The 24,577-nt window shown below is 64.3% G+C and carries 25 protein-coding genes; 16 read left to right on the top strand and 9 right to left on the bottom strand.

All coding sequences use genetic code 11. The annotated features are described in order from the left end of the window. The first annotated feature begins 28 nt into the window (after nucleotides 1–28). The 7 genes from whiA to ACF07D_RS07055 all read left to right on the top strand — a co-directional run bounded on the left by whiA (nucleotide 29) and on the right by ACF07D_RS07055 (nucleotide 6,603). Nucleotides 29–1,003 carry a DNA-binding protein WhiA gene (whiA, locus tag ACF07D_RS07085; protein WP_119283777.1) on the top strand — a complete coding sequence of 325 codons (975 nt, stop codon included), beginning with the start codon at nucleotides 29–31 and terminating at the stop codon, nucleotides 1,001–1,003. Nucleotides 1,004–1,087: 84 nt separating this feature from the next. After that, nucleotides 1,088–1,705, top strand: coding sequence for a superoxide dismutase (locus ACF07D_RS07080; protein ID WP_119283776.1), 618 nt, complete (start codon nucleotides 1,088–1,090; stop codon nucleotides 1,703–1,705). Between the two features lie 22 nt (nucleotides 1,706–1,727). Next, entirely contained in the window at nucleotides 1,728–2,945 is a 1,218-nt protein-coding gene (locus ACF07D_RS07075) for a phosphoglycerate kinase (protein ID WP_391504412.1), read from the top strand. Then, entirely contained in the window at nucleotides 2,942–3,772 is an 831-nt protein-coding gene (tpiA, locus tag ACF07D_RS07070) for a triose-phosphate isomerase (protein ID WP_391504411.1), read from the top strand. The genes ACF07D_RS07075 and tpiA overlap by 4 nt, the downstream gene beginning before the upstream one ends. A 100-nt stretch (nucleotides 3,773–3,872) precedes the next feature. Continuing rightward, nucleotides 3,873–4,121 (top strand): preprotein translocase subunit SecG, encoded by a 249-nt coding sequence (gene secG / locus ACF07D_RS07065; protein ID WP_119283773.1) that lies wholly within the window; start codon nucleotides 3,873–3,875, stop codon nucleotides 4,119–4,121. Nucleotides 4,122–4,144: 23 nt separating this feature from the next. Next, nucleotides 4,145–4,510, top strand: a complete 366-nt coding sequence (locus tag ACF07D_RS07060; RefSeq protein WP_119283772.1) for an RNA polymerase-binding protein RbpA — start codon at nucleotides 4,145–4,147, stop codon at nucleotides 4,508–4,510. 134 nt (nucleotides 4,511–4,644) lie between these two features. Then, nucleotides 4,645–6,603 (top strand): acetoacetate--CoA ligase, encoded by a 1,959-nt coding sequence (locus tag ACF07D_RS07055; RefSeq protein WP_391504410.1) that lies wholly within the window; start codon nucleotides 4,645–4,647, stop codon nucleotides 6,601–6,603. A gap of 66 nt (nucleotides 6,604–6,669) precedes the next feature. On the opposite strand, the gene ACF07D_RS07050 is transcribed toward ACF07D_RS07055, so the two are convergent. From ACF07D_RS07050 to tkt, 3 genes are read right to left on the bottom strand one after another with little or no spacing between them, the layout of a single operon-like run. Continuing rightward, the gene (locus ACF07D_RS07050; protein WP_391504409.1) at nucleotides 6,670–8,187 is read right to left on the bottom strand and encodes a glucose-6-phosphate isomerase; all 1,518 of its coding nucleotides are present in this window, start codon (nucleotides 8,185–8,187) and stop codon (nucleotides 6,670–6,672) included. Beyond that, a complete protein-coding gene (gene tal / locus ACF07D_RS07045; RefSeq protein ID WP_119283769.1) occupies nucleotides 8,184–9,293 on the bottom strand; it encodes a transaldolase in 1,110 nt (369 codons plus the stop codon). The genes ACF07D_RS07050 and tal overlap by 4 nt, the downstream gene beginning before the upstream one ends. 28 nt (nucleotides 9,294–9,321) lie before the next feature. Continuing rightward, on the bottom strand, nucleotides 9,322–11,409 hold the full coding sequence (gene tkt, locus ACF07D_RS07040; protein ID WP_391504408.1) for a transketolase: 2,088 nt from the start codon (nucleotides 11,407–11,409) through the stop codon (nucleotides 9,322–9,324). Between the two features lie 105 nt (nucleotides 11,410–11,514). Between tkt and ACF07D_RS07035 the strand changes: the two genes are divergently transcribed. Beyond that, nucleotides 11,515–12,447 (top strand): heme o synthase, encoded by a 933-nt coding sequence (locus tag ACF07D_RS07035; RefSeq protein ID WP_255809676.1) that lies wholly within the window; start codon nucleotides 11,515–11,517, stop codon nucleotides 12,445–12,447. 160 nt (nucleotides 12,448–12,607) lie between these two features. Here the strand turns inward: ACF07D_RS07035 and ACF07D_RS07030 are convergent, their stop codons facing one another. After that, nucleotides 12,608–13,534, bottom strand: coding sequence for a heme A synthase (locus tag ACF07D_RS07030; protein WP_255809675.1), 927 nt, complete (start codon nucleotides 13,532–13,534; stop codon nucleotides 12,608–12,610). Between the two features lie 231 nt (nucleotides 13,535–13,765). Here ACF07D_RS07030 and sufB point away from each other — a divergent pair, with 231 nt between their 5' ends. The 6 genes from sufB to ACF07D_RS07000 all read left to right on the top strand — a co-directional run bounded on the left by sufB (nucleotide 13,766) and on the right by ACF07D_RS07000 (nucleotide 19,702). Then, nucleotides 13,766–15,184 (top strand): Fe-S cluster assembly protein SufB, encoded by a 1,419-nt coding sequence (gene sufB, locus ACF07D_RS07025; protein ID WP_119283766.1) that lies wholly within the window; start codon nucleotides 13,766–13,768, stop codon nucleotides 15,182–15,184. A 2-nt stretch (nucleotides 15,185–15,186) separates the two neighbouring features. Continuing rightward, nucleotides 15,187–16,365: a Fe-S cluster assembly protein SufD gene (gene sufD, locus ACF07D_RS07020; protein WP_391504407.1), complete on the top strand. Its 1,179-nt coding sequence runs from the start codon at nucleotides 15,187–15,189 to the stop codon at nucleotides 16,363–16,365. Next, nucleotides 16,365–16,697 (top strand): non-heme iron oxygenase ferredoxin subunit, encoded by a 333-nt coding sequence (locus ACF07D_RS07015; protein WP_119283764.1) that lies wholly within the window; start codon nucleotides 16,365–16,367, stop codon nucleotides 16,695–16,697. The genes sufD and ACF07D_RS07015 overlap by 1 nt, the downstream gene beginning before the upstream one ends. Next, complete coding sequence (gene sufC, locus ACF07D_RS07010) at nucleotides 16,694–17,452, top strand: Fe-S cluster assembly ATPase SufC (protein WP_119283763.1); 759 nt, start codon at nucleotides 16,694–16,696, stop codon at nucleotides 17,450–17,452. The genes ACF07D_RS07015 and sufC overlap by 4 nt, the downstream gene beginning before the upstream one ends. Nucleotides 17,453–17,475: 23 nt before the next feature. Further along, nucleotides 17,476–17,862, top strand: coding sequence for a metal-sulfur cluster assembly factor (locus ACF07D_RS07005; RefSeq protein WP_255809673.1), 387 nt, complete (start codon nucleotides 17,476–17,478; stop codon nucleotides 17,860–17,862). 241 nt (nucleotides 17,863–18,103) lie between these two features. After that, entirely contained in the window at nucleotides 18,104–19,702 is a 1,599-nt protein-coding gene (locus ACF07D_RS07000) for an ABC-F family ATP-binding cassette domain-containing protein (RefSeq protein WP_119283762.1), read from the top strand. Here ACF07D_RS07000 and ACF07D_RS06995 read toward each other — a convergent pair. The 4 genes from ACF07D_RS06995 to ACF07D_RS06980 are packed head-to-tail and all read right to left on the bottom strand — an operon-like array spanning nucleotide 19,699 to nucleotide 22,138. Then, nucleotides 19,699–20,652, bottom strand: a complete 954-nt coding sequence (locus ACF07D_RS06995; protein ID WP_391504406.1) for a cutinase family protein — start codon at nucleotides 20,650–20,652, stop codon at nucleotides 19,699–19,701. The two genes, ACF07D_RS07000 and ACF07D_RS06995, sit on opposite strands and share 4 nt — an antisense overlap. Beyond that, complete coding sequence (locus ACF07D_RS06990; RefSeq protein ID WP_391504405.1) at nucleotides 20,645–21,502, bottom strand: SURF1 family protein; 858 nt, start codon at nucleotides 21,500–21,502, stop codon at nucleotides 20,645–20,647. The genes ACF07D_RS06995 and ACF07D_RS06990 overlap by 8 nt, the downstream gene beginning before the upstream one ends. Continuing rightward, nucleotides 21,495–21,731 carry a hypothetical protein gene (locus ACF07D_RS06985; RefSeq protein ID WP_255809671.1) on the bottom strand — a complete coding sequence of 79 codons (237 nt, stop codon included), beginning with the start codon at nucleotides 21,729–21,731 and terminating at the stop codon, nucleotides 21,495–21,497. Before ACF07D_RS06985 ends, ACF07D_RS06990 begins: the two co-directional genes overlap by 8 nt. After that, nucleotides 21,728–22,138, bottom strand: coding sequence for a DUF3099 domain-containing protein (locus ACF07D_RS06980; protein WP_391504404.1), 411 nt, complete (start codon nucleotides 22,136–22,138; stop codon nucleotides 21,728–21,730). The genes ACF07D_RS06985 and ACF07D_RS06980 overlap by 4 nt, the downstream gene beginning before the upstream one ends. 112 nt (nucleotides 22,139–22,250) lie before the next feature. On the opposite strand from ACF07D_RS06980, the gene fabG reads away from it, so the two are divergent. Further along, nucleotides 22,251–22,970, top strand: a complete 720-nt coding sequence (fabG, locus tag ACF07D_RS06975) for a 3-oxoacyl-ACP reductase FabG (RefSeq protein ID WP_391504403.1) — start codon at nucleotides 22,251–22,253, stop codon at nucleotides 22,968–22,970. A gap of 17 nt (nucleotides 22,971–22,987) precedes the next feature. Here the strand turns inward: fabG and serB are convergent, their stop codons facing one another. Continuing rightward, nucleotides 22,988–23,626: a phosphoserine phosphatase SerB gene (gene serB, locus ACF07D_RS06970; protein WP_391504402.1), complete on the bottom strand. Its 639-nt coding sequence runs from the start codon at nucleotides 23,624–23,626 to the stop codon at nucleotides 22,988–22,990. Nucleotides 23,627–23,655: 29 nt separating this feature from the next. Between serB and ACF07D_RS06965 the strand changes: the two genes are divergently transcribed. Next, nucleotides 23,656–24,450 (top strand): ABC transporter ATP-binding protein, encoded by a 795-nt coding sequence (locus tag ACF07D_RS06965; RefSeq protein WP_119283757.1) that lies wholly within the window; start codon nucleotides 23,656–23,658, stop codon nucleotides 24,448–24,450. Nucleotides 24,451–24,577 lie beyond the last annotated feature (127 nt).

The following is a 24,577-nucleotide window of genomic DNA, read 5'->3' as shown; positions in this document are numbered from 1 at the left end:
CTATTCACCTGTTTCGAAAGGAATATCTGTGCCGAGTACCGCCGATGTCATGAGCGAGCTGGTGAAGCTCCCCGTGCAACGGACTGGGGAGAGAATGGCGGAACTCGCCACGATCCTGCGCTTGTCTGGCGGCCTACACACGATCAACGGGCGTATTGCCCTTGAAGCTGAGCTGCACACTCCGCAGACAGTTCAGCGCGTGCGAAAAGACCTTGCGGAGCTCTACGGCGTGCGCGCCGAAGCCCGACAGTTGCCCCCCACAAGTGTGCGCCCAGGCGCACCGCAGTTCCTTGTCCGCGTTATCGACGGCGAGACCCTCGCCCGCCAGCTGGGACTGCTCGATCAGCGACGCAGGCCGATCCGCGGCCTCCCGAACCGCGTGACAACCGGCGACTCGAAAGAACTCGCCGCTGCCCTACGCGGAGCCTTCCTTGCTCGCGGAAAGATCACCCCTCCCGGCCGCACAGTCAGCCTTGAGGTTGTGTGCCCGAGCAGCGAGACAGCCATGGCGCTCGTTGGTGCCGCGAGCAGGATCGGTGTGGACGCGAAGAGTCGCGACATCCGCGGCGTATCGAAGCTGCTTGTCAGGGACGGAGAAGCGATCGGCACACTCCTCGGAGTGATGGGAGCCGAGCAGTGCCGTGAGGCATGGGACAACCTCCGAAAAGCTCGTGAGACCCGTGCGACAGCCAACCGGCTCGTGAACTTCGACGATGCAAACCTGCGCCGCTCTGCTGAGGCGTCCGTCGCTGCGTGCGCTCGCGTTGAGCGTGCGCTTGAGATCCTTGGCTCCGATGTTCCCGATCATCTCGGGTACGCGGGTCAGCTGCGCCTCACTCACCGCGAAGCGAGCCTCGATGAGCTCGGGGCCCGTGCCGATCCGCCCCTCACAAAAGACGCTATTGCTGGTCGGATCCGGCGCCTGCTCGCGATGGCCGACAAGGCTGCCGAGGACCAGGGAATCCCGGGGACCGAGGCGAGCGTTCCTGAGGAACTCGTCTGATCTAGCTCGCAGCGAACACTCGTTTCGACGTGTGTTCCCGCAATAGACTGCCTATCAGAAGCACTCAACAGAAAAGGAGCTGCCATGACCGCATACTCACTCCCTGAACTTCCTTACGATTACGCTGCCCTCGAGCCGCACATCAGCGGCAAGATCATGCAGTTGCACCACGACAAGCACCACCAGGCGTACGTCACCGGCGCAAATACGGCGCTCGAGCAGCTGGCCGAGGCCCGCGAGTCTGGAAATCTCGCGCCGGTGAACAAGCTCGAGAAGGATCTCGCATTCAACGTGGGCGGCCACGTGAACCACACGATCTTCTGGAACAACATGTCGCCCGAGGGCGGCGGCCGTCCCGAGGGCGAACTCGCGTCGGCGATCGACGAGTTCTTCGGTGACTTCGAGAAGTTCCAGGCACACTTCACCGCGACAGCCATGGGCGTGCAGGGCTCGGGCTGGGCAGTGCTCGCCTGGGATACCCTCGGCCAGCGCGCGAACATTGTGCAGATGTTCGACCAGCAGGGTAACCTGCCCGCCGGCACGGTGCCGCTCTTGATGCTCGACTGCTGGGAGCACGCGTACTACCTTGATTACCTGAACGTCCGCGCTGACTACGTGAAGGCGTTCTGGAACATCGCAAACTGGCAGGACGTCGCGAAGCGCTTTGAGACCGCGCGCAGCCAGACGCCCGGCCTGATCTAGTTCAGCTCACCACGAAGGAACCATGCGCACCCTCGATTCGCTCGGCCCGTTGGGCTCGAAAACAGTAATTGTCCGCTGTGACCTCAACGTGCCGCTCGCCACTGACGAGCACGGCGCGAAGAGCATCACCGACGACGGGCGGATCCGCGCCTCGCTTAGCACGATTCGTGAACTGCGAGAGGCCGGAGCGCGAATCGTGCTGATTAGCCACCTTGGCCGCCCCGAGGGCGCTCCCGATGAGCGCTACTCGCTGCGGCCGGTGGCCGAGCGCATGGCTGAATTGCTCGGCACAGAGGTCGGCTTCGTCGACGAGACCGTCGGCGAAGCCGCCAGCGCCGCCGTCGCCGCGCTCTCCGACGGCGACGTTGTGCTCCTCGAAAACCTCCGCTTCAATCCGGGGGAGACGAGCAAGGACGACGAGGCCCGCGGAGCATTCGCGGCCCAGCTCGCGGAACTCGGTGATGCCTTCGTGTCAGACGGCTTCGGTGTTGTGCACCGCAAGCAGGCGAGCGTCTACGACCTCGCGAAGCTTCTGCCGAGCGCCGCTGGCCGCCTCGTGGCGGCCGAACTCGAGGTGCTTGAGCGTCTCACGGGCAAGGCAGAGCGACCTTACGCCGTCGTGCTCGGCGGTTCGAAGGTGTCCGACAAGCTTGGCGTGATCGCACACCTCATCGAACGTGTCGATACGCTCCTCATCGGCGGCGGGATGGTCTTCACGTTCCTCGCTGCGCAGGGGCACCCCGTTGGCGCGAGCCTGCTTGAGGAGGATCAACTCGACACCGTCCGCGGATACCTTGACCAGGCAGCCGCACGGGGCGTCAAGATCGTGCTTCCCACTGACATCGTTGTCGCGGAGCGGTTCGCCGCTGACGCGGCTCACGAAGTGGTTCCCGCAGACGCGATCGAATCGAGTTCGTTCGGTGCTTCCGGCCTCGGACTCGACATCGGCCCGGAGTCCGCTGCAGCGTTCGCTGAGGTTATCGAGGCGTCGGCAACTGTGTTCTGGAATGGGCCTATGGGCGTCTTCGAGATGGAAGCATTCGCCGAAGGTACCCGGACGGTTGCGCGTGCGCTCACTGAAACCTCTGGCTTTACTGTAGTTGGCGGTGGCGATTCCGCCGCCGCGGTTCGCGCGCTCGGCTTCGCCGACGATGCCTTCGGTCACATTTCGACTGGTGGCGGTGCGAGCCTCGAATTTCTCGAGGGCAAAGCTTTGCCCGGACTGGAGGTCCTCGCATGAACGACGCACCCGCGACAGACGCGCCCGTGCAGCCTGCGCCGCCCGTGAAGCGCACGCCGCTTATCGCCGGCAACTGGAAGATGAACTTTGATCACCTGCAGGCGATCGCGTTCGTTCAGAAGCTCGCGTGGAGCCTGAAGGATGCGCAGCACAACTACGGAGAGGTTGAGGTCGCTGTGTTCCCGCCGTTCACCGACCTCCGATCTGTGCAGACGCTCCTGACGGCCGACAAGCTTGCGGTTGCGCTCGGCGCGCAAGATGTCTCGCCCCACGCAGCCGGTGCTTACACGGGTGACGTCTCCGCTGCAATGCTCTCAAAGCTCGACGTGCGCTACATCATCGTCGGACACTCCGAGCGTCGCGGTGGCCACGGCGAGTCCGACGAGACAGTCGGTTTGAAGGCCCGCGCCGCCGTTGAAGCGGGAATGGTTCCAGTCATTTGCGTCGGTGAGACTGCGGAGGATCTCGAGGCGCACGGCGCCGCGGCGATCCCCGTGCAGCAGCTCCAGGCGGCGCTCGCCCAGCTTCCCTCAGGCGCAGAGATCGTTGTCGCGTACGAGCCCGTTTGGGCCATCGGCAGCGGTGACCCGGCGACTCCCGCACAGGCTGAAGAGGTTGGCAAGGCCCTCCGCGATGTTCTGCGCGCCGAGCGTGGGGATGCAGTGGCTGACTCCACACGCGTGCTCTACGGTGGGTCTGTCGCAAGTCAGAACGTGGCCTCGTACCTCAAGCAGCCAAACCTTGACGGTGCACTTGTTGGAGGCGCGAGCCTGAAGGTTGACGAGTTCAGCCGGATCGCGCAGTTCACGAAGCACGTCACCGTCTAACACCGCACGACAGACACTTCCTTCCCGCTTCCGCCCATTTCTCGGGCGCGGGGTATACTGGAGGCTGACTTATTGCGCCTCGCTGCGAAAGGCACCTATTTTGCTCGTACTGAAGATCGCTCTGATCTCGCTGCTCGTCCTCACGAGCCTGCTGCTCATCCTGTTCGTGCTGCTCCATAAGGGGCGCGGCGGCGGGCTCTCCGACATGTTCGGTGGCGGCGTGACTTCAAGTCTTGGGTCGTCGGGTGTCGCAGAGCGCAACCTCAACCGCCTCACAGTGATCGTGTCACTCGTGTGGTTTTTCTCGATCGTCGGGCTCGGCCTCGTCGATCGGTTCACGCTTATCTAGCATTTTTCGAAAGCAGGTCACCCGTGGCAGGCAGTAACGCCATTCGCGGTGCGCGCGTCGGATCCGGCCCAATGGGCGAGATGGATCACGGCGTGCGCGCAGAACGTAAGAAGGTCTCGTATTGGGACGCGCTCGGCAACGAGACTGTCCGCTACTTCGCGGCAGACGTGTCCGACGAGGACATTCCTGAGCAGATTGACTCGCCGTCAACGGGGCTCCCCGCTGGACAGGATCAGAGCAACCCACCTGAGCTCGCAAAGAACGAGCCATACAAGACGCACCTCGCATACGTGAAGGAGCGCCGGACGCCTGAGGAAGCAGAGGAGTTGCTTGAGGCCGCCCTGCTGAAGCTCCGCCAGCGCCGCGGTACTGCGAAGCTCACCGCCTAGCCTCCGCAGCATACTGTGACGCGTGACCCCTGATCCACATGGATCGGGGGTCACTCGTTTTCGCGTTCGGAGCCTCATCACCGAACGTGTCCTAGGATGAGGGGACACAGTAGTTCGCGAATGAAAAGGTAGCAATGACGCACCCCCAATGGAGCCCAACCGCCGAAGCAATCGAAACTGCAACAATCACTGAGATCACGAGATGGTTCGTCGAGAACCGGGGCTTGGATCCCGCGGCTGTGGGTGACTACGGCATGCTTCAGGCCTGGTCAGTTGCAGAGCCAGCAGCGTTCTGGGGCGGGGTCGCCGAGTTCCTCGGCGCCGGCTTCGTCGACCAGCCGCGCGCTGTCCTCGCCGGGACTGGGATCCGCGACGCGGTGTGGTTTCCGGGAGCGACCCTGAACTTCGCGGATCGTCTGCGGATTGGCGAGCCATCCCAGCCGGCCATCATCGTCGAGTACGAGGACGGCCGGATTGAGTCGCATACGTACGAAGCCCTCCGAGGCGACGTTGCCGCATTTGCTGCATATCTTCGGAGTGTTGGGGTCGGCCGCGAAGACCGCGTCGTCGGCTATCTCCCGAACTGCTATGAGGGCGTCGTCGCCTTCTACGCGACCGCGAGCATCGGAGCGATCTGGTCACAGACTGGTATTGACTACAACGCGCCTGCGGCGGCGGATCGCCTCGGGCAGCTCGACGCGAAGGTGCTCGTGAGTGGCACCGGTTACGTGTTTCGCGGCGCAGAGTTCGACCGCTCGGCTGAGGCGACCGGACTGCTGCGCCTCATGCCCTCTGTTGAGCATACGGTCTCAGTGCCGACCCTCTCGGGTGCGGCAGGGGTCGATGGCGCAACGACATGGGCCGACGCGATCGCCGCGGGCGGCCAGCCGGAATTCTCGCCTGACCCCGTCCCGTTCGCACACCCGCTCTGGGTGCTGTTCACCTCGGGCACAACGGGCAAGCCCAAGGGCATCGTGCACGGGCACGGGGGAGTACTCCTTGAGCAGCTCAAGTCGCTCGCGCTCCAGTCAGACCTCACAGCAGGCGAGACATTCTTCTGGTACACGACGCCGAATTGGATGATGTGGAACATCCAGGTGAGCAGTCTGCTCTTCGGGGCGACGGCGGTACTCTACGTTGGCGACCCGATCTACCCCGGCCCTGAGAAGCTCTGGCAGGTCGTCGACAGGCACGGCGTGAACGTCTTCGGCACGAGCCCCGGCCAGATTCTCGCGTCGGCGGCTGCGGGCATCGATGTTCCCGAGTGCGCTGAACTTCGCCTCATCTCGAGCACGGGCTCGCCGCTTCCAGCTGCCGCGAACCAGTGGGTTCGCAGCGTGTTCGGAGACCGCGTGCCGGTGAACTCCGTGAGCGGCGGCACCGACATTGTCGGGGGGTTTGTTGGAGGGTCCCCAATCACCCCCGTCTGGGACGGCGAGATCTCCGCTCGCACGCTCGGAGTCGCCCTGGAGGTGTGGGACGACGCAGGCAGTCCGCTCATTGATGAGGAGGGTGAAATGGTCATCACGCGCCCGCTCCCTTCAATGCCATTGCGATTCTGGGGTGACCCAGACGGCAGCAGGTACCACGACGCCTACTTCTCAACGTACCCTGGAGTGTGGAGGCAGGGGGACTGGGCAACAGTCACGTCGCGCGGCACGGTCGTTATGCACGGCAGGTCCGACGCAACGCTCAACCGGCGAGGGATCAGGTTGGGAAGCGCCGAGATCTACGCGGCCGTTGAAGAGCTTCCAGACGTGTTGGACTCACTCGTCATCGGTATCGATACAGCGGACGGCGGGTACTGGATGCCGATCTTCGTCGTCCCGTCTGAGTCGTGGCAGGACGGTGTCTCGCAGCAGCGAATCAGAGACGCCGTCGCAAGCCGCGCGTCGAAGCAGCACGTCCCAGATGAGGTCATTCTCACCCCGACGGTGCCACGCACACGGACGGGGAAGAAGATGGAGGTGCCGATCAAACGGATTCTGCTCGGCGCAGACCCAGCAGCGATCGGATCGATTGATTCAACCGACCAGCCGGAGGCGCTTCGCTGGTTCCAGGCCTACGCGGCCGAACGAACCCTCGATACATAACGCAGTGTGAGGTTGTGGCCGCCGAGACCGGCCGACCACAACCTCACACTGCGCAGAGCCGAGTTACTAGATCGACGCGATGAAATCGCGGAGGAACCCTGCCGGGTCGCTCGTCTCGACGGAGAGCACGCCGCGACCACGGGCCCGAAGCACCGAGGCGTCTCCACGGGCTTGCGCGCCAAACAGCGCACCGAACCCCGAATCTTCGCCGGGGATCGCGACCTCTCGGGCTCCAGTCTGAATGATCTGCAAGAACACGCCGCAGCCTGGACCACCCTTGTGGAACTGACCAGTGGAGTGTAGGTAGCGAGGCCCGTACCCAAGCGCGACTGGCACACCCAATTCGCCGACAAGCGCCTGGCGAAGAGTCACGAGAAGTTCAGCAACCGCCGAATCGCTCGGGTCGACGTACGCCTGGAGGCCAACGTAGCCGTCACGACGAACGAGCGAACGCAGCCGAGCGTGAGTCTCGGCTGGAGAGGGCTCTTCAGCGACTGGTTCGGGAGGCTCACCAAGCGACTCCCGCGTCGCAATCTTCGCGGCTTCGACGTCAGGCTGATTAAATGGGTCGACGCCAAGCAGGAAACCCATCGCGGCAGTCGCGACCTGCCAGAGCAGCAGCTGCTCGCCAAGCGAGCCTTGGATGCCGATTCCAGGAGTTTCGGCTCCCTGAATCGCTGACAGTCGCACGAGTGTTGCAGTTGCTGCGCCGCTCGCTGTCGCGCCTGCCGGCAGTGCGATGGGGAAGACCCCCGTGCCCTGTTTACCTGTCGACTCCGCGACAAGCTGCTCGATCCACAATCCGAACTCGGCAGGGAGTGAGTCGTCAGACTGCAACTCAGCAACAAAGCGTTGTGGCACGCCCGAGGCGAGCGCCGCAGCAAGCACGAGGGCGGGGTTTCCCGAACTGTCAGCACTGAGCACGTCGCGCGAGTGGGCGCCTGCGGCGACGAGCTCTGCCATATCAGCGCCGGCAAGCATCGAGGGCACAATGCCGAACGCGGTAAACACCGAGAATCGACCGCCGACGTTTGGGTCGGCGAACACAATGCGCTTGCCTGTTTCGGCGGCGTCAGTAGCAAGCGTAGAACCAGGATCGGTGACGATCACGATCCTGTCGTTCGGGTCGATCCCCGCTCCCGCGAACGCGGCTTCAAAGGCGTGCATCTGGCTGACAGTCTCAACTGTTCCGCCTGACTTCGAGCTCACGATCACCGCCGTGCGCGAAAGGTCACTCTCGAGCGCGCGCCTGACCGCATCTGGGTGCGTCGAATCGAGCACGGCGAGATCGGGGGCGATCATGAGCGGGGCTAGGCTCGACCCGCCCATGCCGCACAACAGGAAGGTATCGACGCCTTCTGCAGCAAACTGCCCGGCGATCTCCTGTGTCTGTTCGATCACTTGGGCGGCGTTCGCTTCAAAGTCCGTCCAGCCAAGCCTCGTCGCGGCCTCCGCGGCGGCGGCGTCACCCCAGAGCGTCGCGTCCTGCGCGAAGAGACGAGTGGCGAAGCGTGCGTCGAGGAGCGAGTCGAGGCTTCGCGAAAATGCGTCGTCCCGACTCACTCCGGTGAGCGAAAGTGTCACTGAGCCGCCCTCAGAGCGCCCGTCACTGTCTCGACAAGATCATCCCAAGAGGCGTCAAACTTCGAGAGGCCCTCGACCTCGAGCTTGTCAGTGACATCGACATAGTCGACGCCCTGGCCGTCGATGAGGTTCAGCACCTGGTTGGCTTCGCCATAGGTGCCGCTCACGCGGTCACCCTGCACCTCGCCGTGGTCTGCGAGGGCGTTCAGCGTCGCCTCGGGCATCGTGTTCACCGTATTCGGCGCTGCAAGCTCGGTGACGTAGAGCGTGTCGGGGAGGTTCGGATCCTTCACACCCGTCGATGCCCACAGCGGACGCTGCGCGTTCGCGCCGAGCTCGAGGAGCATTTTCGCGCGATCGCTCGCAAACGACTGCTCGAACACTTCGTACGCGAGGCGAGCGTTCGCAACGCCAGCCTGGCCCTTGAGCGCGCGAGCTTCATCGGTGCCGACGGCCTCGAGACGCGCGTCAACCTCTGAGTCGACTCGAGAAACGAAGAACGATGCGACCGAGTGGATCTTCGAGATATCGATGCCTGCAGCGCGCGCACGCTCGAGGCCGACGAGGTACGCGTTGATAACCTGGCGGTAGCGCTCGAGGCTGAAGATGAGCGTCACGTTGACGCTGATGCCCATTCCGATGACCTCGGAGATCGCTTCGAGTCCCTCGACGGTCGCGGGGATCTTGATCATCGCGTTCTCGCGGTCGACCTTCGCCCACAGTTCTTTGGCCTGCGCGACCGTGCCTGCGGTGTCTCGGGCAAGACCGGGCTCAACCTCGATCGACACGCGCCCATCCCGGCCGCCAGTCGCTGCGAACACGCCAGCGAAGATGTCGCAGGCGTCGCGAACGTCGGCGGTCGTCAGCTCGGTGATCGTTGCGGCGGCGTCGAGTCCACTCTTCGCGCTCTCAGAAATGCGGTCGGCGTAGCCGACGCCCGAACCAATCGCGTTCTGAAAGATCGTCGGGTTCGTTGTTACGCCGACTACGTTTACTGTCTCGGCGAGTTCGGCCAGCTGGCCGCTCTCGATGCGTGTGCGGGACAGGTCGTCGAGCCAAATGCTCACGCCGACGTTGCTGAGTGCCTGAGTGCGCTCGTTGCTCATGGGTGCTCCTTCGATGCTGTCTGTGGGGCTAGTTCGCGAGTGACTCGCGCGCGGCTGCCACGACTGCATCCGTCGTGATTCCGAACTTCTCGAACAGCGTGACGTAGTCCGCCGAAGCGCCAAAGTGCTCGATCGAGACCGAGCGGCCGCGGTCGCCGACGTAGCGCTCCCAGCCGAGCGAGAGCCCTGCCTCGACACTCACCCTGGCGGTCACTGCTGCGGGCAGCACGCTCTCGCGGTACTCGTCGGTCTGCTCGGCGAACCACTCCAGCGACGGCGCGGAGACGACGCGCGCGCCGATACCTTCGGCCGCAAGCTGCTCGCGCGCCTCGACGGCGAGCTGCACCTCGGAGCCAGTCGCGATGAGGATCACGTCGAGCGATCCCGTCGCGCTGTCAGCAAGCACGTACGCGCCGCGGCGAACTCCTGCCGCCGCATCCTCGTGCGACGCGAACTCGCCGCCGCGGGGGAGCACGGGGACGTTCTGCCGAGTGAGAGCGATGCCCGTCGGGCCCGCATGGCGGGTGAGGATCTCGTGCCACGCGATCGAGACCTCATTCGCATCCGCAGGGCGAACCATCGTGAGGTTCGGGATCGCGCGGAGCGTCGCGAGCTGCTCGATCGGCTGGTGCGTGGGACCGTCCTCGCCAAGGGCGATCGAGTCGTGCGTCCAGACGAAGATGCTCGGCACGTTCATCAGCGCCGCTAGGCGAACGGCCGGGCGCATGTAGTCGCTGAAGATGAGGAAGGTGCCGCCGTAGCTGCGGGTCTTGCCGTGCAGCTGGATGCCGTTGAGGATCGAGCCCATCGCGTGCTCACGGATACCGAAGTGCAGGACGCGCCCGTACTTGTCACCGGACCAGGTGCTCGTCGAGTGGCTCGCGGGGACGAAGGACGGCACACCCGGGATCGTCGTGTTGTTCGAACCAGCGAGGTCTGCCGAACCGCCCCACAGCTCGGGCATAATCGGGCCGAGGGCCGCGAGAACCTTGCCGCTCGCCGAGCGGGTCGCGACGGACTCGCCGGGCTCGAACGTCGGGAGGGCCTCGAGCGCGCCCTCGGGCAGCTCCTGAGCCTCAATGCGGTCGAACAGCGCCTTGCGCTCAGGGTTTTTCGCGGCCCAGGCGTCGAACGACTCCTGCCAGGTGTTGCGTCTGGCGGCGCCGCGCTCGACTGCCTTCCGAGAATGCTCGATGACCTCGGGCGCGACGGCGAAGTGCTCCGCAGGATCGAAGCCGAGCGCGGTCTTCAAACCGGCGAGTTCCTCCGCCCCAAGCTTGGCGCCGTGGATGCCACCGGTGTTCTGCTTACCGGGGGAGGGCCAGCCAATGATGGTTTTCAGGATGATGAGCGACGGCTTCGTCGTCTCTGCCTTCGCGGCCTCGAGAGCATCGTTCAGTTCAGCGACGTCCTCGACGTAGTTGCCTGTCTTCTTCCAGTCGACCTCGATGACCTGCCAGCCGTAGGACTCGTAGCGCATCGCGACGTCCTCGGAGAAGGAGATGTCGGTGTCGTCCTCGATCGAGATCTGGTTCGAGTCATAGATCGCAATGAGATTGCCGAGCTCCTGGTGGCCCGCGAGCGAGGAGGCTTCGGCGGTGACGCCCTCCTGGAGATCACCGTCGCCGGCGATGACGTAGATGTTGTGGTCGAACGGGCTCGTCCCGGGCGCGGCCTCGGGGTCGAACAGGCCCCGCTCGTAGCGCGCTGCGTACGCAAAGCCGACGGCAGACGCGAGGCCCTGCCCGAGGGGACCGGTGGTGATCTCGACGCCGTCGGTGTGCCCGTACTCGGGGTGGCCGGGAGTCTTTGAGCCCCACGTGCGGAGTGCCTTGAGGTCGTCAAGCTCGAGTCCGTAGCCACCGAGGTAGAGCTGCACGTACTGAGTGAGCGACGAGTGTCCGACCGAGAGGATGAACCGATCGCGACCGATCCACTTCGCGTCGCTCGGGTCGTGCCGCATGACCTTCTGGTGCAGGAGGTACGCGACGGGGGCGAGGCTGATCGCCGTCCCCGGGTGGCCGTTCCCAACCTTCTCAACGGCGTCCGCCGCGAGCACCCGCGCGGTGTCTACTGCGCGATCGTCGAGCTCTGTCCACTCAAGTCCGTTAGCCAATGGCCTGCCTTTCCCGCAACCAATCCTGTGCGCCTCGTGGCGCCGCACATGCGCCAAGCGCGCACTCTCATCAATCCTACCGATAGCCCAGGTACTATGGCCCCGATGTCTACGAAGATTTCTCCTCCTGCTCAGGCTTCGGACCAGCGCCAGGGGCGCTCGTTCTCTCGCACGGTGAAGGCGTACGTGTCGCTGACAAAGCCGCGTGTGATGGAACTCCTGCTCGTCGTGACAGTTCCGGCGATGATCCTCGCCGAGCGCGGCCTTCCCAATCTGTGGCTCGTCATCGCGACGCTCGTGGGTGGTGCGATGAGCGCAGGCTCAGCCGGGGCCTTTAACTGCTACATCGACCGCGACATGGATCGCAAGATGAAACGCACCCAGGGGCGACCCCTCGTGACCGGCGAGATCTCAGACCGTGGGGCGCTCGTGTTCGCGTGGGTGCTCGGCGTGTTGTCTGTCGGGTGGCTCTATCTCACGACGAACTGGCTTGCTGCAGCGCTCTCGGTCGCGGCGATCTTCTTCTACGTCGTGATCTACACGCTGGTGCTCAAGCGGCACAGCGAGCAGAACATCATCTGGGGCGGCATCGCGGGGTGTTTCCCGGTGCTCATCGGCTGGGCCGCAGTGACTGGCTCGCTCGACTGGCCGGCGTGGATCTTCTTCCTCGTCATTTTCCTTTGGACCCCAGCGCATTACTGGCCACTGTCAATGCGCTACCGCGACGACTACGCGGAGGCAGGGGTGCCGATGCTTGGGGTGGTTCGGGGGCGCACCACCGTCGGCCTGCAGGTGATCTTGTATGCCTGGGCGACAGTCGTGTCCAGCCTGCTCCTCATTCCGGCGGCCGAGATGGGGTGGACGTACTCGATTGGAGCGCTTATCGTTGGCGGGTACTTCATTGTTGAGGCGCACAGCCTGTACTCAAGCGCAATTCGCGGCCTGGAGGGCAAGCCGATGCGCGTGTTCCACGGGTCGATCGCCTACTTGTCAGTGCTGTCGATCCTTATCGCTGTCGACCCGCTGCTCCCGTTCTAGCCGCGCGTTTCCCCTCTGGTCCCGCTCCCGCGGGCCGAGAACACATCAACCTCTCGCGGCCACATCTTGGGTGAACGTTTCAAGATGTGTGCTCGAGAGGTTGATGTGTTGTTGCCGGCGCCTGCCGTGCGGGGAACCGCAAGAGTGCCGGGGTTGGCGCCTACTCTGCGACAGCCCCTTCGGCAACGGGGCGCTTGAGGCGCAGCACCGTCACGGTCATGGTGGCAGCGGTGAGCGCCGCGAGCACCATGTGGATCCCAACGAAGACTGGCGGAAGCCCAGTGCGAGCCTGGTAGACCCCAACCAGGATCTGCACGACAAGCGCTGCAAGCAGCGTGAGCGTCCAGCTGAGCGGACGGAGCTTCTTCGAGTACGCCCAGGCGACAAGCGCGACCACGAGCGCCAGTGTCACATAGCCAGGCACCGAGTGCAGGTGGCTCAGGAATGTCGCGTCAAAGCCGTTTCGCACCACGTTCTCGTCGCCCGAGTGCGGGCCATTCGCGGTAGTGATGACCCCCATGATGATCACGACAGCCATCGCGAGGGTGGTGACGTGCGTGAGGATCGCGAAGCCCGCGGGAACCGCGCGCTCGCGGGTTCCGCCCACTTCATACATGCGTGCAAGGTATGCGGCAGCGATGCACACGATGATCAGTGACACCGTGTAGTGGAAGCCAACGAGAACCGCAGCGAGCTCCTCCCACACGATGAAGCCGCCAACCACAGCCTGCACGATCACAAGGCTTAGGACGAGCCACGACAGCACGAACAGGTCCTTGCGTTCCGCGCGGATACGCCAAGTGAGAATCACGACGGCAAGCCCCGCAAGCAAGAGGGGGCCGCTGATAGTCCGGTTCCCGAACTCAATGAGCGCGTGGTAGGTCAGCTCCTCCGTGGGAACGAGCGAACCGGGGGTGCAGAGGGGCCACTCGCTACAGCCCAGACCGGAGCCGGTGAGCCGAACGGCTCCGCCAGTTCCAATGATGAGCACGTTGAGCACAAATGAAGCCCAAGCAGCGAAGGGCAGGAATCGTGGCAGCTGGGTGCGAGCGGGACGGGTGACGGTCACGCTGGTTGCGCCTGACACGGGGTCTCCTTAACTTTTAAGCTCCCAGTGAAACACGCCAGTCTCGCCCGTTTTCATGCGAAAGCCTGTAGACTTAGAAGCTGTGGTTTAGTGCGGCTATGTGAAACGTCTGACGATTCGTCAGCTCGTCTCGTTTGTCCGACGCCCAGACTACTGCACCATCGCAGGGAACCATCCGAGAGCACTTGGGGACTTGGTTCTCGGTAGCGCGAAATGAGAGAGGGAGAGATCATGCCTGAGGTACTGATCGACCGCCCCGAGCTCGAAGGCCTTGGCCAATACGAGTTCGGCTGGCACGACAGCGACGAGGCCGGCGAAACGGCGAAGCGTGGACTGAGTGAAGAGGTGGTTCGCAACATCTCGGCGCTGAAAAACGAGCCCGAGTGGATGCTCGAACGCCGTCTGAAAGCGCTGCAAATCTTTGATCGCAAGCCGATGCCCACATGGGGTGCAGACCTCACTGAGATCGACTTCGACAACATCAAGTACTTCGTCCGCTCGACCGAGAAGCAGGCGACAACCTGGGAAGAGCTGCCCGACGAAATCAAGGAGACCTACGAACGTCTCGGCATCCCCGAGGCTGAGCGTCAGCGCCTCGTCGCGGGCGTCGCAGCGCAGTACGAGTCGGAGGTCGTCTACCACCAGATCCGTGAGGATCTCGAGGAGCAGGGCGTGCTCTTCCTTGACACGGACACCGCGCTCAAGGAGCACCCGGAGATCTTCAAGGAGTACTTCGGCACCGTCATCCCGTCGGGCGACAACAAGTTCGCCGCGCTGAACACCGCCGTATGGTCGGGCGGGTCGTTCGTCTACGTCCCGAAGGGCGTGCACGTCGAGATCCCGCTCCAGGCCTACTTCCGTATCAACACGGAGAACATGGGCCAGTTCGAGCGCACGCTCATCATCGCTGACGAAGACAGCTACGTCCACTACATCGAGGGTTGCACCGCCCCGATCTACAAGTCGGACTCGCTGCACTCGGCCGTTGTCGAGATCATCGTGAAGAAGAACGCCCGCGTTCGCTACACGACGATCCAGAACTGGTCGAGCAACGTATACAACCTCGTCACGAAGCGAGCAATCGCTGAGGCGGGCGCGACGATGGAATGGGTCGACGGCAACATCGGCTCGAAGTACACAATGAAGTACCCGTCGATCTTCCTCACGGGCGAGCACGCAAAGGGCGAGACGCTGTCTGTCGCGTTCGCTGGCCCCGGCCAGCACCAGGACACCGGCGCGAAGATGATTCACCTCGCGCCGCACACGAAGTCATCGATCCTTGCGAAGTCGATCGCTCGCGGCGGCGGCCGTTCGGGATACCGCGGCGAGGTCCGCATCGAGGCGAATGCACATCACGCCGCGAACTCGGTTGTGTGTGACGCACTGCTCGTCGACACGATCTCTCGCTCGGACACGTACCCGGCGATCGACATCCGCACCGACGACGCGACCCTTGCCCACGAGGCGACGGTCACCCGCGTGAGCGAAGAACAGCTGTTCTACCTCATGAGCCGTGGCCTGTCAGAGGAGGAGTCGATGGCGATGATCGTCCGCGGCTTCATTGAGCCCATCGCTCGCGAGCTCCCGATGGAGTACGCGCTCGAACTGAACAAACTCATCGAGATGAGCATGGAAGGATCCGTCGGTTAACGATGACTACGCTGCAAACTGAACAGCACGGTGCGAAAGCACACAGCGATGGTGACTGGGACAACCGCGCGCCTGTGCAGACCCGTTCGGACCGCCTGAAGTCCGCAAACCTTGCCGATTTCCCGGCGATCACCGGCCGCGAGGTCAACTGGAAGTTCACCCCTGTCGCCGAGATCGCGGCGCTTACCGGTGGCGATCTCGCGAACTCAAACTCGAAGCTCGAGGTTTCCGAGGCGGACGGCGTGGAGGTCACGAGCGTAGCGATGGACTCGGAGTTCGTCGGCCGCGCCGGCCTCCCCGAGGACCAGGCCGCCGCCAACGCCTGGGGTCAGGTTGGCACCGCGCAGCGCATCCTGCTCACGAGCCAGGAGCACCAGACCGTCACCGTGAAGCGCAGCGCGCTCACGAGTGAGCCTGCCGCCGCGCACACCATCATCGAAGCTGCCCCGCAGTCCGACACCGTGGTGATCCTCGAGAACTCGGGCGACGCAAACCTCACGGAAACCGTCGAGATCGTCGTCGGTGACGGCGCGACCCTGAAGGTCGTCTCGATCCAGGAGTGGAACGACGACGCGATCCACGTCGCGACGCATAACGCGACAGTCGGGCGCGACGGCAACCTCCAGCACATCGTTGTCTCGCTCGGCGGAAAGATCGTTCGCGTGAACCCGTCGATTCACCTCGACGGCCAGGGCGCGAACGGCGAGGCCTACGGCGCGTACTTCGCCGACTCGGGCCAGCACCTCGAGCATCAGGTGTACATCGACCACAACGCCCCGCACACTCGCAGCCGCGTCGCCTACAAGGGTGCGCTGCAGGGCGAGGGCGCGCGCGCAGTCTGGATCGGCGACGTGCTGATCCGCCGCGTCGCGACGGGCACCGACAGCTACGAGGAGAACCGCAACCTGACCCTCACCGAGGGCACGCGCGCGGACTCGATCCCGAACCTCGAGATCGAGACCGGCGATATCGAGGGCGCCGGCCACGCGTCGACGACCGGCCGATTCGACGAGGAGCACATCTTCTACCTCCAGAGCCGCGGCATCTCCGAGGACGAGGCTCGCAAGCTTGTCGTGCGCGGGTTCCTTATCGACGTCATCCAGCGCATCGGCAACGAGCAGATCGAAGAGCGCCTCCAGGCGGCGATCGAGTCCGAGCTCGAGCAGAGCGTGCTTGCGTAATGGCGCGACAGAAGGCGATTGCGCTCTCGGACCTCGTCCAGGATCAGGCCACCAGGGTCGTCCTTGACGGGGTGCCGATGGCGGTCGTGCTCGACGGCGAAGGCAAGGTGCACGCAATTGGCGACACCTGCACCCACGGAGAGATCAGCCTCTCCGAGGGCTTCGTCGACGGTGACACCCTCGAATGCTGGGCGCATGGCTCAGCGTTCTCGCTGTGCACAGGCAAGCCACTGAACCTTCCGGCGTACGAGCCGGTTCCCGTTTACGTCGTCGAGATTGAAGACGGCGACATCTTTATTGACCCCACTGTTACGAAAGAGATTGAACTATGAGCTCCGTTCTCGAGATCAAGGACCTGCACGTCAGCGTTGAGACTGACCAGGGCGCTAAGGAAATCCTCAAGGGTGTGAACCTCACCCTGAAGCAGGGCGAGACCCACGCAATCATGGGCCCCAACGGCTCGGGCAAGTCAACCCTCGCCTACGCGATTGCCGGCCACCCGCGCTACGAGGTCACCAGCGGCTCGATCCTGCTCGACGGCGTCGAGGTCACCGAGATGGAGGTCGACGAGCGCGCGCAGGCAGGTCTGTTCCTCGCGATGCAGTACCCCGTCGAGATCCCCGGCGTGACCAACGCGAACTTCCTCCGCACAGCGAAGACCGCGATCGACGGCGAGGCGCCGGCCATCCGCAGCTGGATGGGTGAGGTCCGCGACGCTATGAAGAACCTGCGCATGGACGAGTCATTCGCGGCGCGTAACGTCAACGAGGGCTTCTCGGGCGGCGAGAAGAAGCGCAACGAGATCCTGCAGCTCGAGCTCCTGAAGCCGAAGTTCGCAGTGCTCGACGAGACCGACTCGGGTCTCGATGTTGACGCACTGAAGATCGTCTCGGAGGGCGTGAACCGCGCCAAGGATGCCACCGGTCTCGGTGTCATGCTCATCACGCACTACACGCGCATCCTTCGTTACATCAAGCCCGACTTCGTTCACGTGTTCGTCAATGGCCGCGTTGCAGAGCAGGGTGGCCCCGAGCTCGCAGACCGTCTTGAGGCAGAGGGTTACGACCGCTTCCTCGTTGACGCCTAAGTCAAAGGGCGTAGGCTACTCGTATGAGTGAAGAGACCACTACAGACGCGGGTACGGAGGCGGCGACTGCCGTCGCCTCGGCTCCCGTATCGATCGATCCTGATTTCCGGGAGCAGGCTGTCGAGGCGTTGAAGAACGTCTCCGACCCTGAGCTCGGTGTCAACATCGTCGACCTCGGCCTCATCTACGATCTTGCGTACGACGAGGAGAACGACGCGCTCGTCATTTCGATGACCCTCACGAGCGCGGGCTGCCCTCTCACCGACGTGATTGAGAACGATATCGCCGAGTCGCTTGACGGCCTCGTTGCTGCGTTCCGCATCAACTGGGTGTGGATGCCGCCGTGGACGCCGGCGCGTATCACGGATGACGGCCGTGAGATGATGCGGGCGCTCGGATTCAACATATAACGCCCCAGTGGGGCGTTGTTCCGAGCGCCCCGCCGAGAGGCGGCGCGGATTCAACATCTGATGCTCCGTGCGTGAAGCGGGTGCTGCTAGACCTTCGCGGTTCTGGCGGCACCCGCTTTCGTCATATCGGGGCGCTGCTCCGGCACGGGTTTCGCCCGCAGAGATGCGGCGTTACTGACTCGGGTAGACTGGATAGGTTGCCCTGCGAACGCCGGGCTGACTCAGTTCAGGAGCGTACCCCGTGATTGTTGTAGAAGACCTCGCCATCGACGTTGGCGCGCGCCGCCTTATGGGCGAGGTCTCATTCCGCGTACACCCGGGCGACAAGATCGGCCTCGTCGGGCGCAACGGCGCTGGCAAGACGACGCTGACGCGAACGCTGTCGGGGGAGCTACAGCCCGCTGAGGGCTCAGTGAAGATCACGGGGGAGCTCGGATTCCTCCCGCAGGATCCGCGCACCGGCGATCCCGAGCAGCTCGCGCGTCACCGGATCCTTGATGCTCGCGGCCTCGGCACGCTGAACAAGAACATTGCGAAGGCCTCTGAGGAGATGGGGTCAGCCGACCCCAAGATCGCCGAGAAGGCGATGAAGCGCTTTGGCAACCTCACTGATAGGTTCCAGGCACTTGGCGGCTACGCCGCCGAGGCTGAGGCCGCGTCGATCTCCCACAACCTCGGCCTGCCCGACCGGATCCTCGACCAGCCCCTGAAGACGCTCTCGGGCGGTCAGCGCCGCCGAATCGAGCTCGCGCGGATCCTGTTCTCGGACGCCGACACCATGATTCTTGACGAGCCGACGAACCACCTCGACGCCGACTCGATCGTGTGGCTCCGCGAGTTCCTGAAGAACTACAAGGGCGGCGTCATCATCATCTCGCACGATATCGACCTCGTGGGGGAGACCGTCAACCGCGTCTTCTACCTCGACGCGAACCGGCAGGTCATCGACGTCTACAACATGGGCTGGAAGCTGTACCAGCGGCAGCGCGCAGCAGACGAGGAGCGCCGCCGCAAGGAGCGCGCGAACGTCGAGAAGAAGGCGTCCGCCCTGAAGGATCAGGCCGCGCGCTTCGGCGCGAAGGCATCTAAGGCCGCGGCCGCGCACCAGATGGTCGCGCGCGCAGACAAGATGCTCGCGGGCCTCGAGGAGGAGCGCCAGGTTGATCGGGTCGCGAAGCTCCGCTTCCCGGACCCCGCGCCGTGCGGCAAGACGCCGATCATGGCTGAGGGACTCTCGAAGTCGTTCGGCTCGCTCGAGATCTTCGCAGGCGTCGACCTCGCGATCGACAGGGGATCGAAGGTCGTCATCCTCGGCCTCAACGGCGCGGGCAAGACGACGCTGTTGCGCATCCTCGCGCAGGTCGATGAGCCTGATACTGGCACGATCGTCGCGGGTCACGGCCTCAAAGTCGGGTACTACGCGCAGGAGCACGAGACGCTCGACGTGAAGGCGAGCGTACTGCAGAACATGGTGTCCGTGTCGCAGCATCTCACCGAGACGGAGGCCCGCAAGGTGCTCGGTTCGTTCCTGTTCACAGGCGATGATGTGCTGAAGCCTGCTGGAGTTCTCTCAGGTGGCGAGAAGACCCGCCTCGCGCTCGCGAAGCTCGTCGTGTCGAGCGCGAACGTGCTGCTGCTCGACGAGCCGACGAACAACCTCGACCCCGCCAGCCGCCTCGAGATCCTCGACGCGCTCGCGCACTTCACCGGCGCGGTCGTACTCGTCTCGCACGACCCTGGCGCTGTCGAGGCCCTCAATCCTGAGCGCGTGCTCATCATGCCCGAGGGCACCGAAGATCACTGGTCGAAGGAGTACCTCGAGCTCATCGAGCTCGCTTAAGCTTCGCCGTCGGAGGCCGCGCGCTCTCGCGGCTCGCCGGGCGCATCGCCCCGGTTCTCCTCATCGCCCCGCTTCTCGGCGTCGGCCTTCGGGATCGGCCCGAGTCGGGTGATAACGTACGCTGCCCCGTCGGCCTGCATGCCGTTGTCATAGTAGGCGACGTGGCCGGCTTCCTCGACCGACAGCGTCGACTGACAGATGAAGTCGTCGTCGACACAGTAGTCACGCATGCGCCCCTCATACTGCGAAAAACTGCCGGGCGGGCGCGGGAGCAGCCCGTTCACGTCGGGGGAGAAACTGCCGTAACCCGCTGGGTCGGCGCCGACAAACCGAGGATTTCCGTAAAGCACAATTGCGAGCACACGGTCGGCGGCGGCTTCGGTCACCTCGCCCACGGTTGCGCCGACGAGCCGTGCGTCGGGGGCCGCGAGTGCGTCCCCAATCACGAGCGCTCCCTGCGAGTAGCCGAGCAGGATCGTTCGCTGCTCCGGACACGCCTTCGCCTGCACATTGAGGGTATCAATGAGCCTCCGGGCGCCGAGCGTCGCCCCGGCGTTGATCTCGGTATCCGCGGGATAGTCGAGATCGAGCCGCAGCGTCTCGTCGGGGCGCGCCTCCTCAATGGCCCGCGCCACGGGACCGAGGAGTTGCTTGCGGCTTGGCTCGCCCGTGCCGCGGGCCGTGACGATGAGGTAAGGCGAGCAGTCGAGGGGCTCGACAATCGGGTCTGGGTGTTCGCTCGCGCTGTACTCGTCGACGACGTCGGGGGCGACGGGCTCCGAAGTGACCTCGGTGAGGGCGTCGCGCGTTGCTGCCGGATCGGGCTCGGGCGCGCAACCGACAAGCAGGGTGAGGGAGGCGAGCGCGACGCCTGCGGCGACGCCGGCGCCAACTCTGCGACGACGCGAACGGGCGACGCCACTGCTCGGAGACCTGTGCTCGCTAGGCATCGAGCAGCGCATCCTCCACGTCCGCGTCGCTCGGGCCGCGCCGCCGCTTGCGTGCGTGCGACTTCTCTTCCATCTCGCGCACCTCGTCGCTGCCCGCGTTGAGTCCCTTGTACTCCTGCCGGGCGGCATAGGCGACACCGATGGCGGCGATGATGATGAACACATACCACTGGAGCGCGTATGACAGATGCGGGCCCTCGTCGCGTTCCGGCTTCGGCGGGAGGACGCCGTGCTCAGCGGCGGGCGTCTCGGACACGAGCATGCCGTACGCGCCTGTGTACACCTCACCCTGCACTTCGGTCACCTCGGCGATCTCCGGGACGTTGATGCTTGCGACCGTCCGGCCGGCCGAGCTGCGGCCGTCAACTTCGGGTTCGCTCGCGCGGAGCCGGGTCACGACCTCGACGGTGCCAGCCGGGGGCTGCGGCAGCGTCGCGAACGCGTCGTCGATGTCGGTACCGCTTGCGGGGACCCAGCCGCGATCGACGAAGAAGACCTTCCCGTCGGTCGTGCGGAACGGAACGATGATGTCGGCCCCAACGCCCTCGGGGCCCGGACGGTTACGTGAAAGCACCGCCGAGTCCTCGTAGCTGCCTTCGAGCATGACGGTCAGCCACTTGTGCTCGTCGATGTCGAAATCTGACGGGTTGGGCAGGGCTTCGGCGATCGGGACGGGATCGGCGCCGTAGTTGCGGTCGATCCGCGAGATCTCGTCGCGGGCCTGCGCCCGGCGATCAAACTGCCAGTTGCCGAGGTACACGCACGCGATGGCGAAGACAACGAGCAGCGCAAAGTACCCGATCCAACGCTTCGAATGCAGGAAGGACCAGCCAACGCGGGCCTCAGTCATCGAGCTCTCCTACGGTCAAGACCTGCAGCGGGAAGCTCCGGTCAGTGAGAAATGCGGCAAGGACCTCTCGGTGTTCGTCGCACGCGAGCCAAGTCTTCCGGCGATCCTGGGTGTGAATCTTCGGGTTGCGCCAGATGAGTGCCCACGTCGCCTCGTCGCGGCAACCCGCCCGAGAGCACGTGTGTTTGTGCTCGAGGGGCGCCCCGAGGCTCAGGCCAGAGAGTGTCACGCTGTCTCCTCCTCGGAGAGGTGTTGGGCGGTGGCCGGGCGAGGTGACGACCGCCGAACGGGGTCGACGTCAACGATCAAGAGTTCGCTTGCCGCCTGCGTCGGCGCTTCTGGGGTTTCTTCGACATTGAGCGAGGGCAGTGGGAGCGGGTCTGGCGCGGCGACAGTTTCTTCCCCGCCATGCGCGACCGCGTTGCCAACCATCACCGCGAACCAGGGGAGCACTATCGCACCGACGACAGGAAAGACGAGCCACCAGCCCGTTACCCAGAAGAGCGAGAGCACGCACGCAAGCCTGAGCGTCATCGCAATAAAGTACATCTTCATGCGGTGAGCTCGATCCTCGGTCGGGTTCACCCCGGCCGAGGTCACCCTGTAGCTCGGCGTTTCGCCGCTCTTTCTTGGCATCGACTCCCTCATTCACGACATCGTTCAGTTTACGTCGTCGGCGCGTGTGCTGCCTGAGGATCGCCGGAGTCTCGAGGCCGCGGAGAATGCACAATTCGCTAGGCTGATCCTCATGAACGCAAGCATCACTCCACGTACCGTCCTCATCACCGGTGGCAACCGAGGCATTGGCTTCGCTATCGCTGAGCGCATGATCGCAGACGGCCATCGCGTGGCAGTCACCTCTCGCTCAGGGGAGGGCCCGGAGGGCGCGCTCACCGTGCGCGCAGAGATGACGGACTCGGCCTCGATCGACAAGGCATTCACCGAGGTCGAGGAGAAGCTTGGTGCCGTCGAGGTCGTCGTCGCGAACGCTGGCATCACCCGTGACACGCTGCTCCTGCGCATGTCTGAGGAGGACTTCACCGACGTCATCGACACAAACCTCACCGGAACCTTCCGCGTGGTGAAGCGCGCCTCGAAGGGCCTTCTCAAGCAGCGTTTCGGCCGCGTGATCCTGATCTCCTCTGTCGTCGGCCTCTACGGCTCCGCCGGCCAGATCAATTACTCCTCGTCGAAGGCAGCGCTCGTCGGCTTCGCCCGCTCGCTGACCCGTGAGCTCGGTGGTCGCGGCATCACCGCGAACGTCATCGCACCCGGTTTCATTGACACCGACATGACTGCTGTGCTTCCCGAGGCCCAGCAGCAGCAGTACCTCGCGTCGATTCCGGCTGCGCGGTTCGGCCAGGTCGCCGAGATCGCTGGGGCAGCCTCGTTCCTCGCCGGCGATGACGCTGCCTATATTTCGGGTGCGGTCATCCCAGTCGACGGCGGCCTCGGAATGGGCCACTAGCCCCGGGCTCGCGTTGCCTACATCAGGCGGTCCAGCAGTTGGATCGCCTGACTCAGGTCGCCCTGAATCGAGACATCCGCCTGCTGCGAAACAATCGGCTTCGCGTTGTAGCCGACACCGATCTCGGCGACAGCCATCATCCGCAAATCATTCGCGCCGTCGCCGATCGCGACTGTTGCCGAGAGCGGGATCCCGCTCGCCTCCGCCCATTCCGCAAGCGCAACTGCCTTTGCCTCCGCATCGATGACGGGCCCAACAGTTCGACCGGTGAGCTTACCGTCTGCGACCTCAAGCCGGTTTGCCCGCCAGAAGTCGAGACCGAGATCCTCAGCAAGCGGGTCGAGCACCTCGTGGAAACCGCCAGACACCACGCCAACCTTGCCGCCACGCTCGTGCACCGCCGTGATGAGCTCCCGGATCCCAGGGGAGAGGCGCACCCGCGCGTACGCCTGAGCAAACACTGTCTCAGGCGTTCCGCTCAGTGTCGCCACGCGCTCAGCGAGGCTCTCGGCGAAGTCAAGCTCGCCGCGCATCGCGCGCTCAGTCACCTCTGCGACGAGTTCGCGTGTGCCTGCCGCGTCGGCGAGGAGCTCAATGACCTCGTCTTGAATGGTCGTGGAATCGCAGTCGAGAACGACGAGTGGGGTAACGCTCATGGCACCAGTCTAGAGATAGGCTTGGGGTCATGACGACCGTGCTGAGCCTCACCGACGCGAGCTACATCCGCAATCGCCGACCGATTCTTGACAGTGTGAACTGGCAGGTCGACGACAGTGAGCGGTGGGTCATCCTTGGCCCGAACGGCGCAGGCAAGACGACGATCTTGAAGCTCGTCACCGCGAACGATTTCCCGACGACAGGCACCGTCGACGTGCTCGGGCATCGCCTCGGCAAGGTCGACATCTTCGAGTTGCGCGCCCGCCTGGGATTCGTGTCGAGCGCGACCGCGAGGCGCATCCCCCCGAACGAGATTGTGCGCGACGTCGTACTCACTGCCGCGTACTCGGTCGAGGGGCGCTGGAACGAAGAGTACGACGCGATCGACGTGCGCCAGGCGGATCGCGTGCTCGCGGAGTGGGATCTGCTTGAACTCGCCGATCAGCCGTTCGGGACGCTCTCTGATGGTGAGCGGAAGCGTACCCTTATTGCGCGCGCCGTGATGACCGATCCTGAACTGCTGCTGCTCGACGAGCCGAGCGCGAGCCTCGACCTCGGCGCCCGCGAGCGCCTGCTGCAGATGCTTTCTGGCTTCGCGCAGTCGCCGTACTCGCCGGCAATGGTAATGGTGACGCATCACGTCGAGGAGATCCCGCCCGGGTTCACCCACGTCATGCTCGTGAACGACGGAAAGGTGCAGGCAGCCGGTCCGATCGGCGAGACCCTGACCGCAGCGAACCTCGAAGCCACGTTTGGCATGGAGTTTGAGCTCACAGAGTCCGCAGGCCGGTACTCAGCCAAGGCTCGCGCCGCAGGTAGCTAGCCACTTTTTCTCCCGACACGCGGGAACGAACACCCTCCGAGGTCGGCACCAGCCAGTTCGATCTGCTAATATTGATCCTTGGTGCGGTGACGCCGCAAGACTTCAGCGTTCGGCCATTCCGCCGAAA

Source organism: Leucobacter sp. NPDC015123 (assembly GCF_043080205.1).
Taxonomy (GTDB): Bacteria; Actinomycetota; Actinomycetes; order Actinomycetales; family Microbacteriaceae; genus Leucobacter; species Leucobacter aridicollis_A.
Note: the sequence above shows the minus strand (reverse complement) of the source record. Positions and strands in the feature narration are given on the sequence as shown.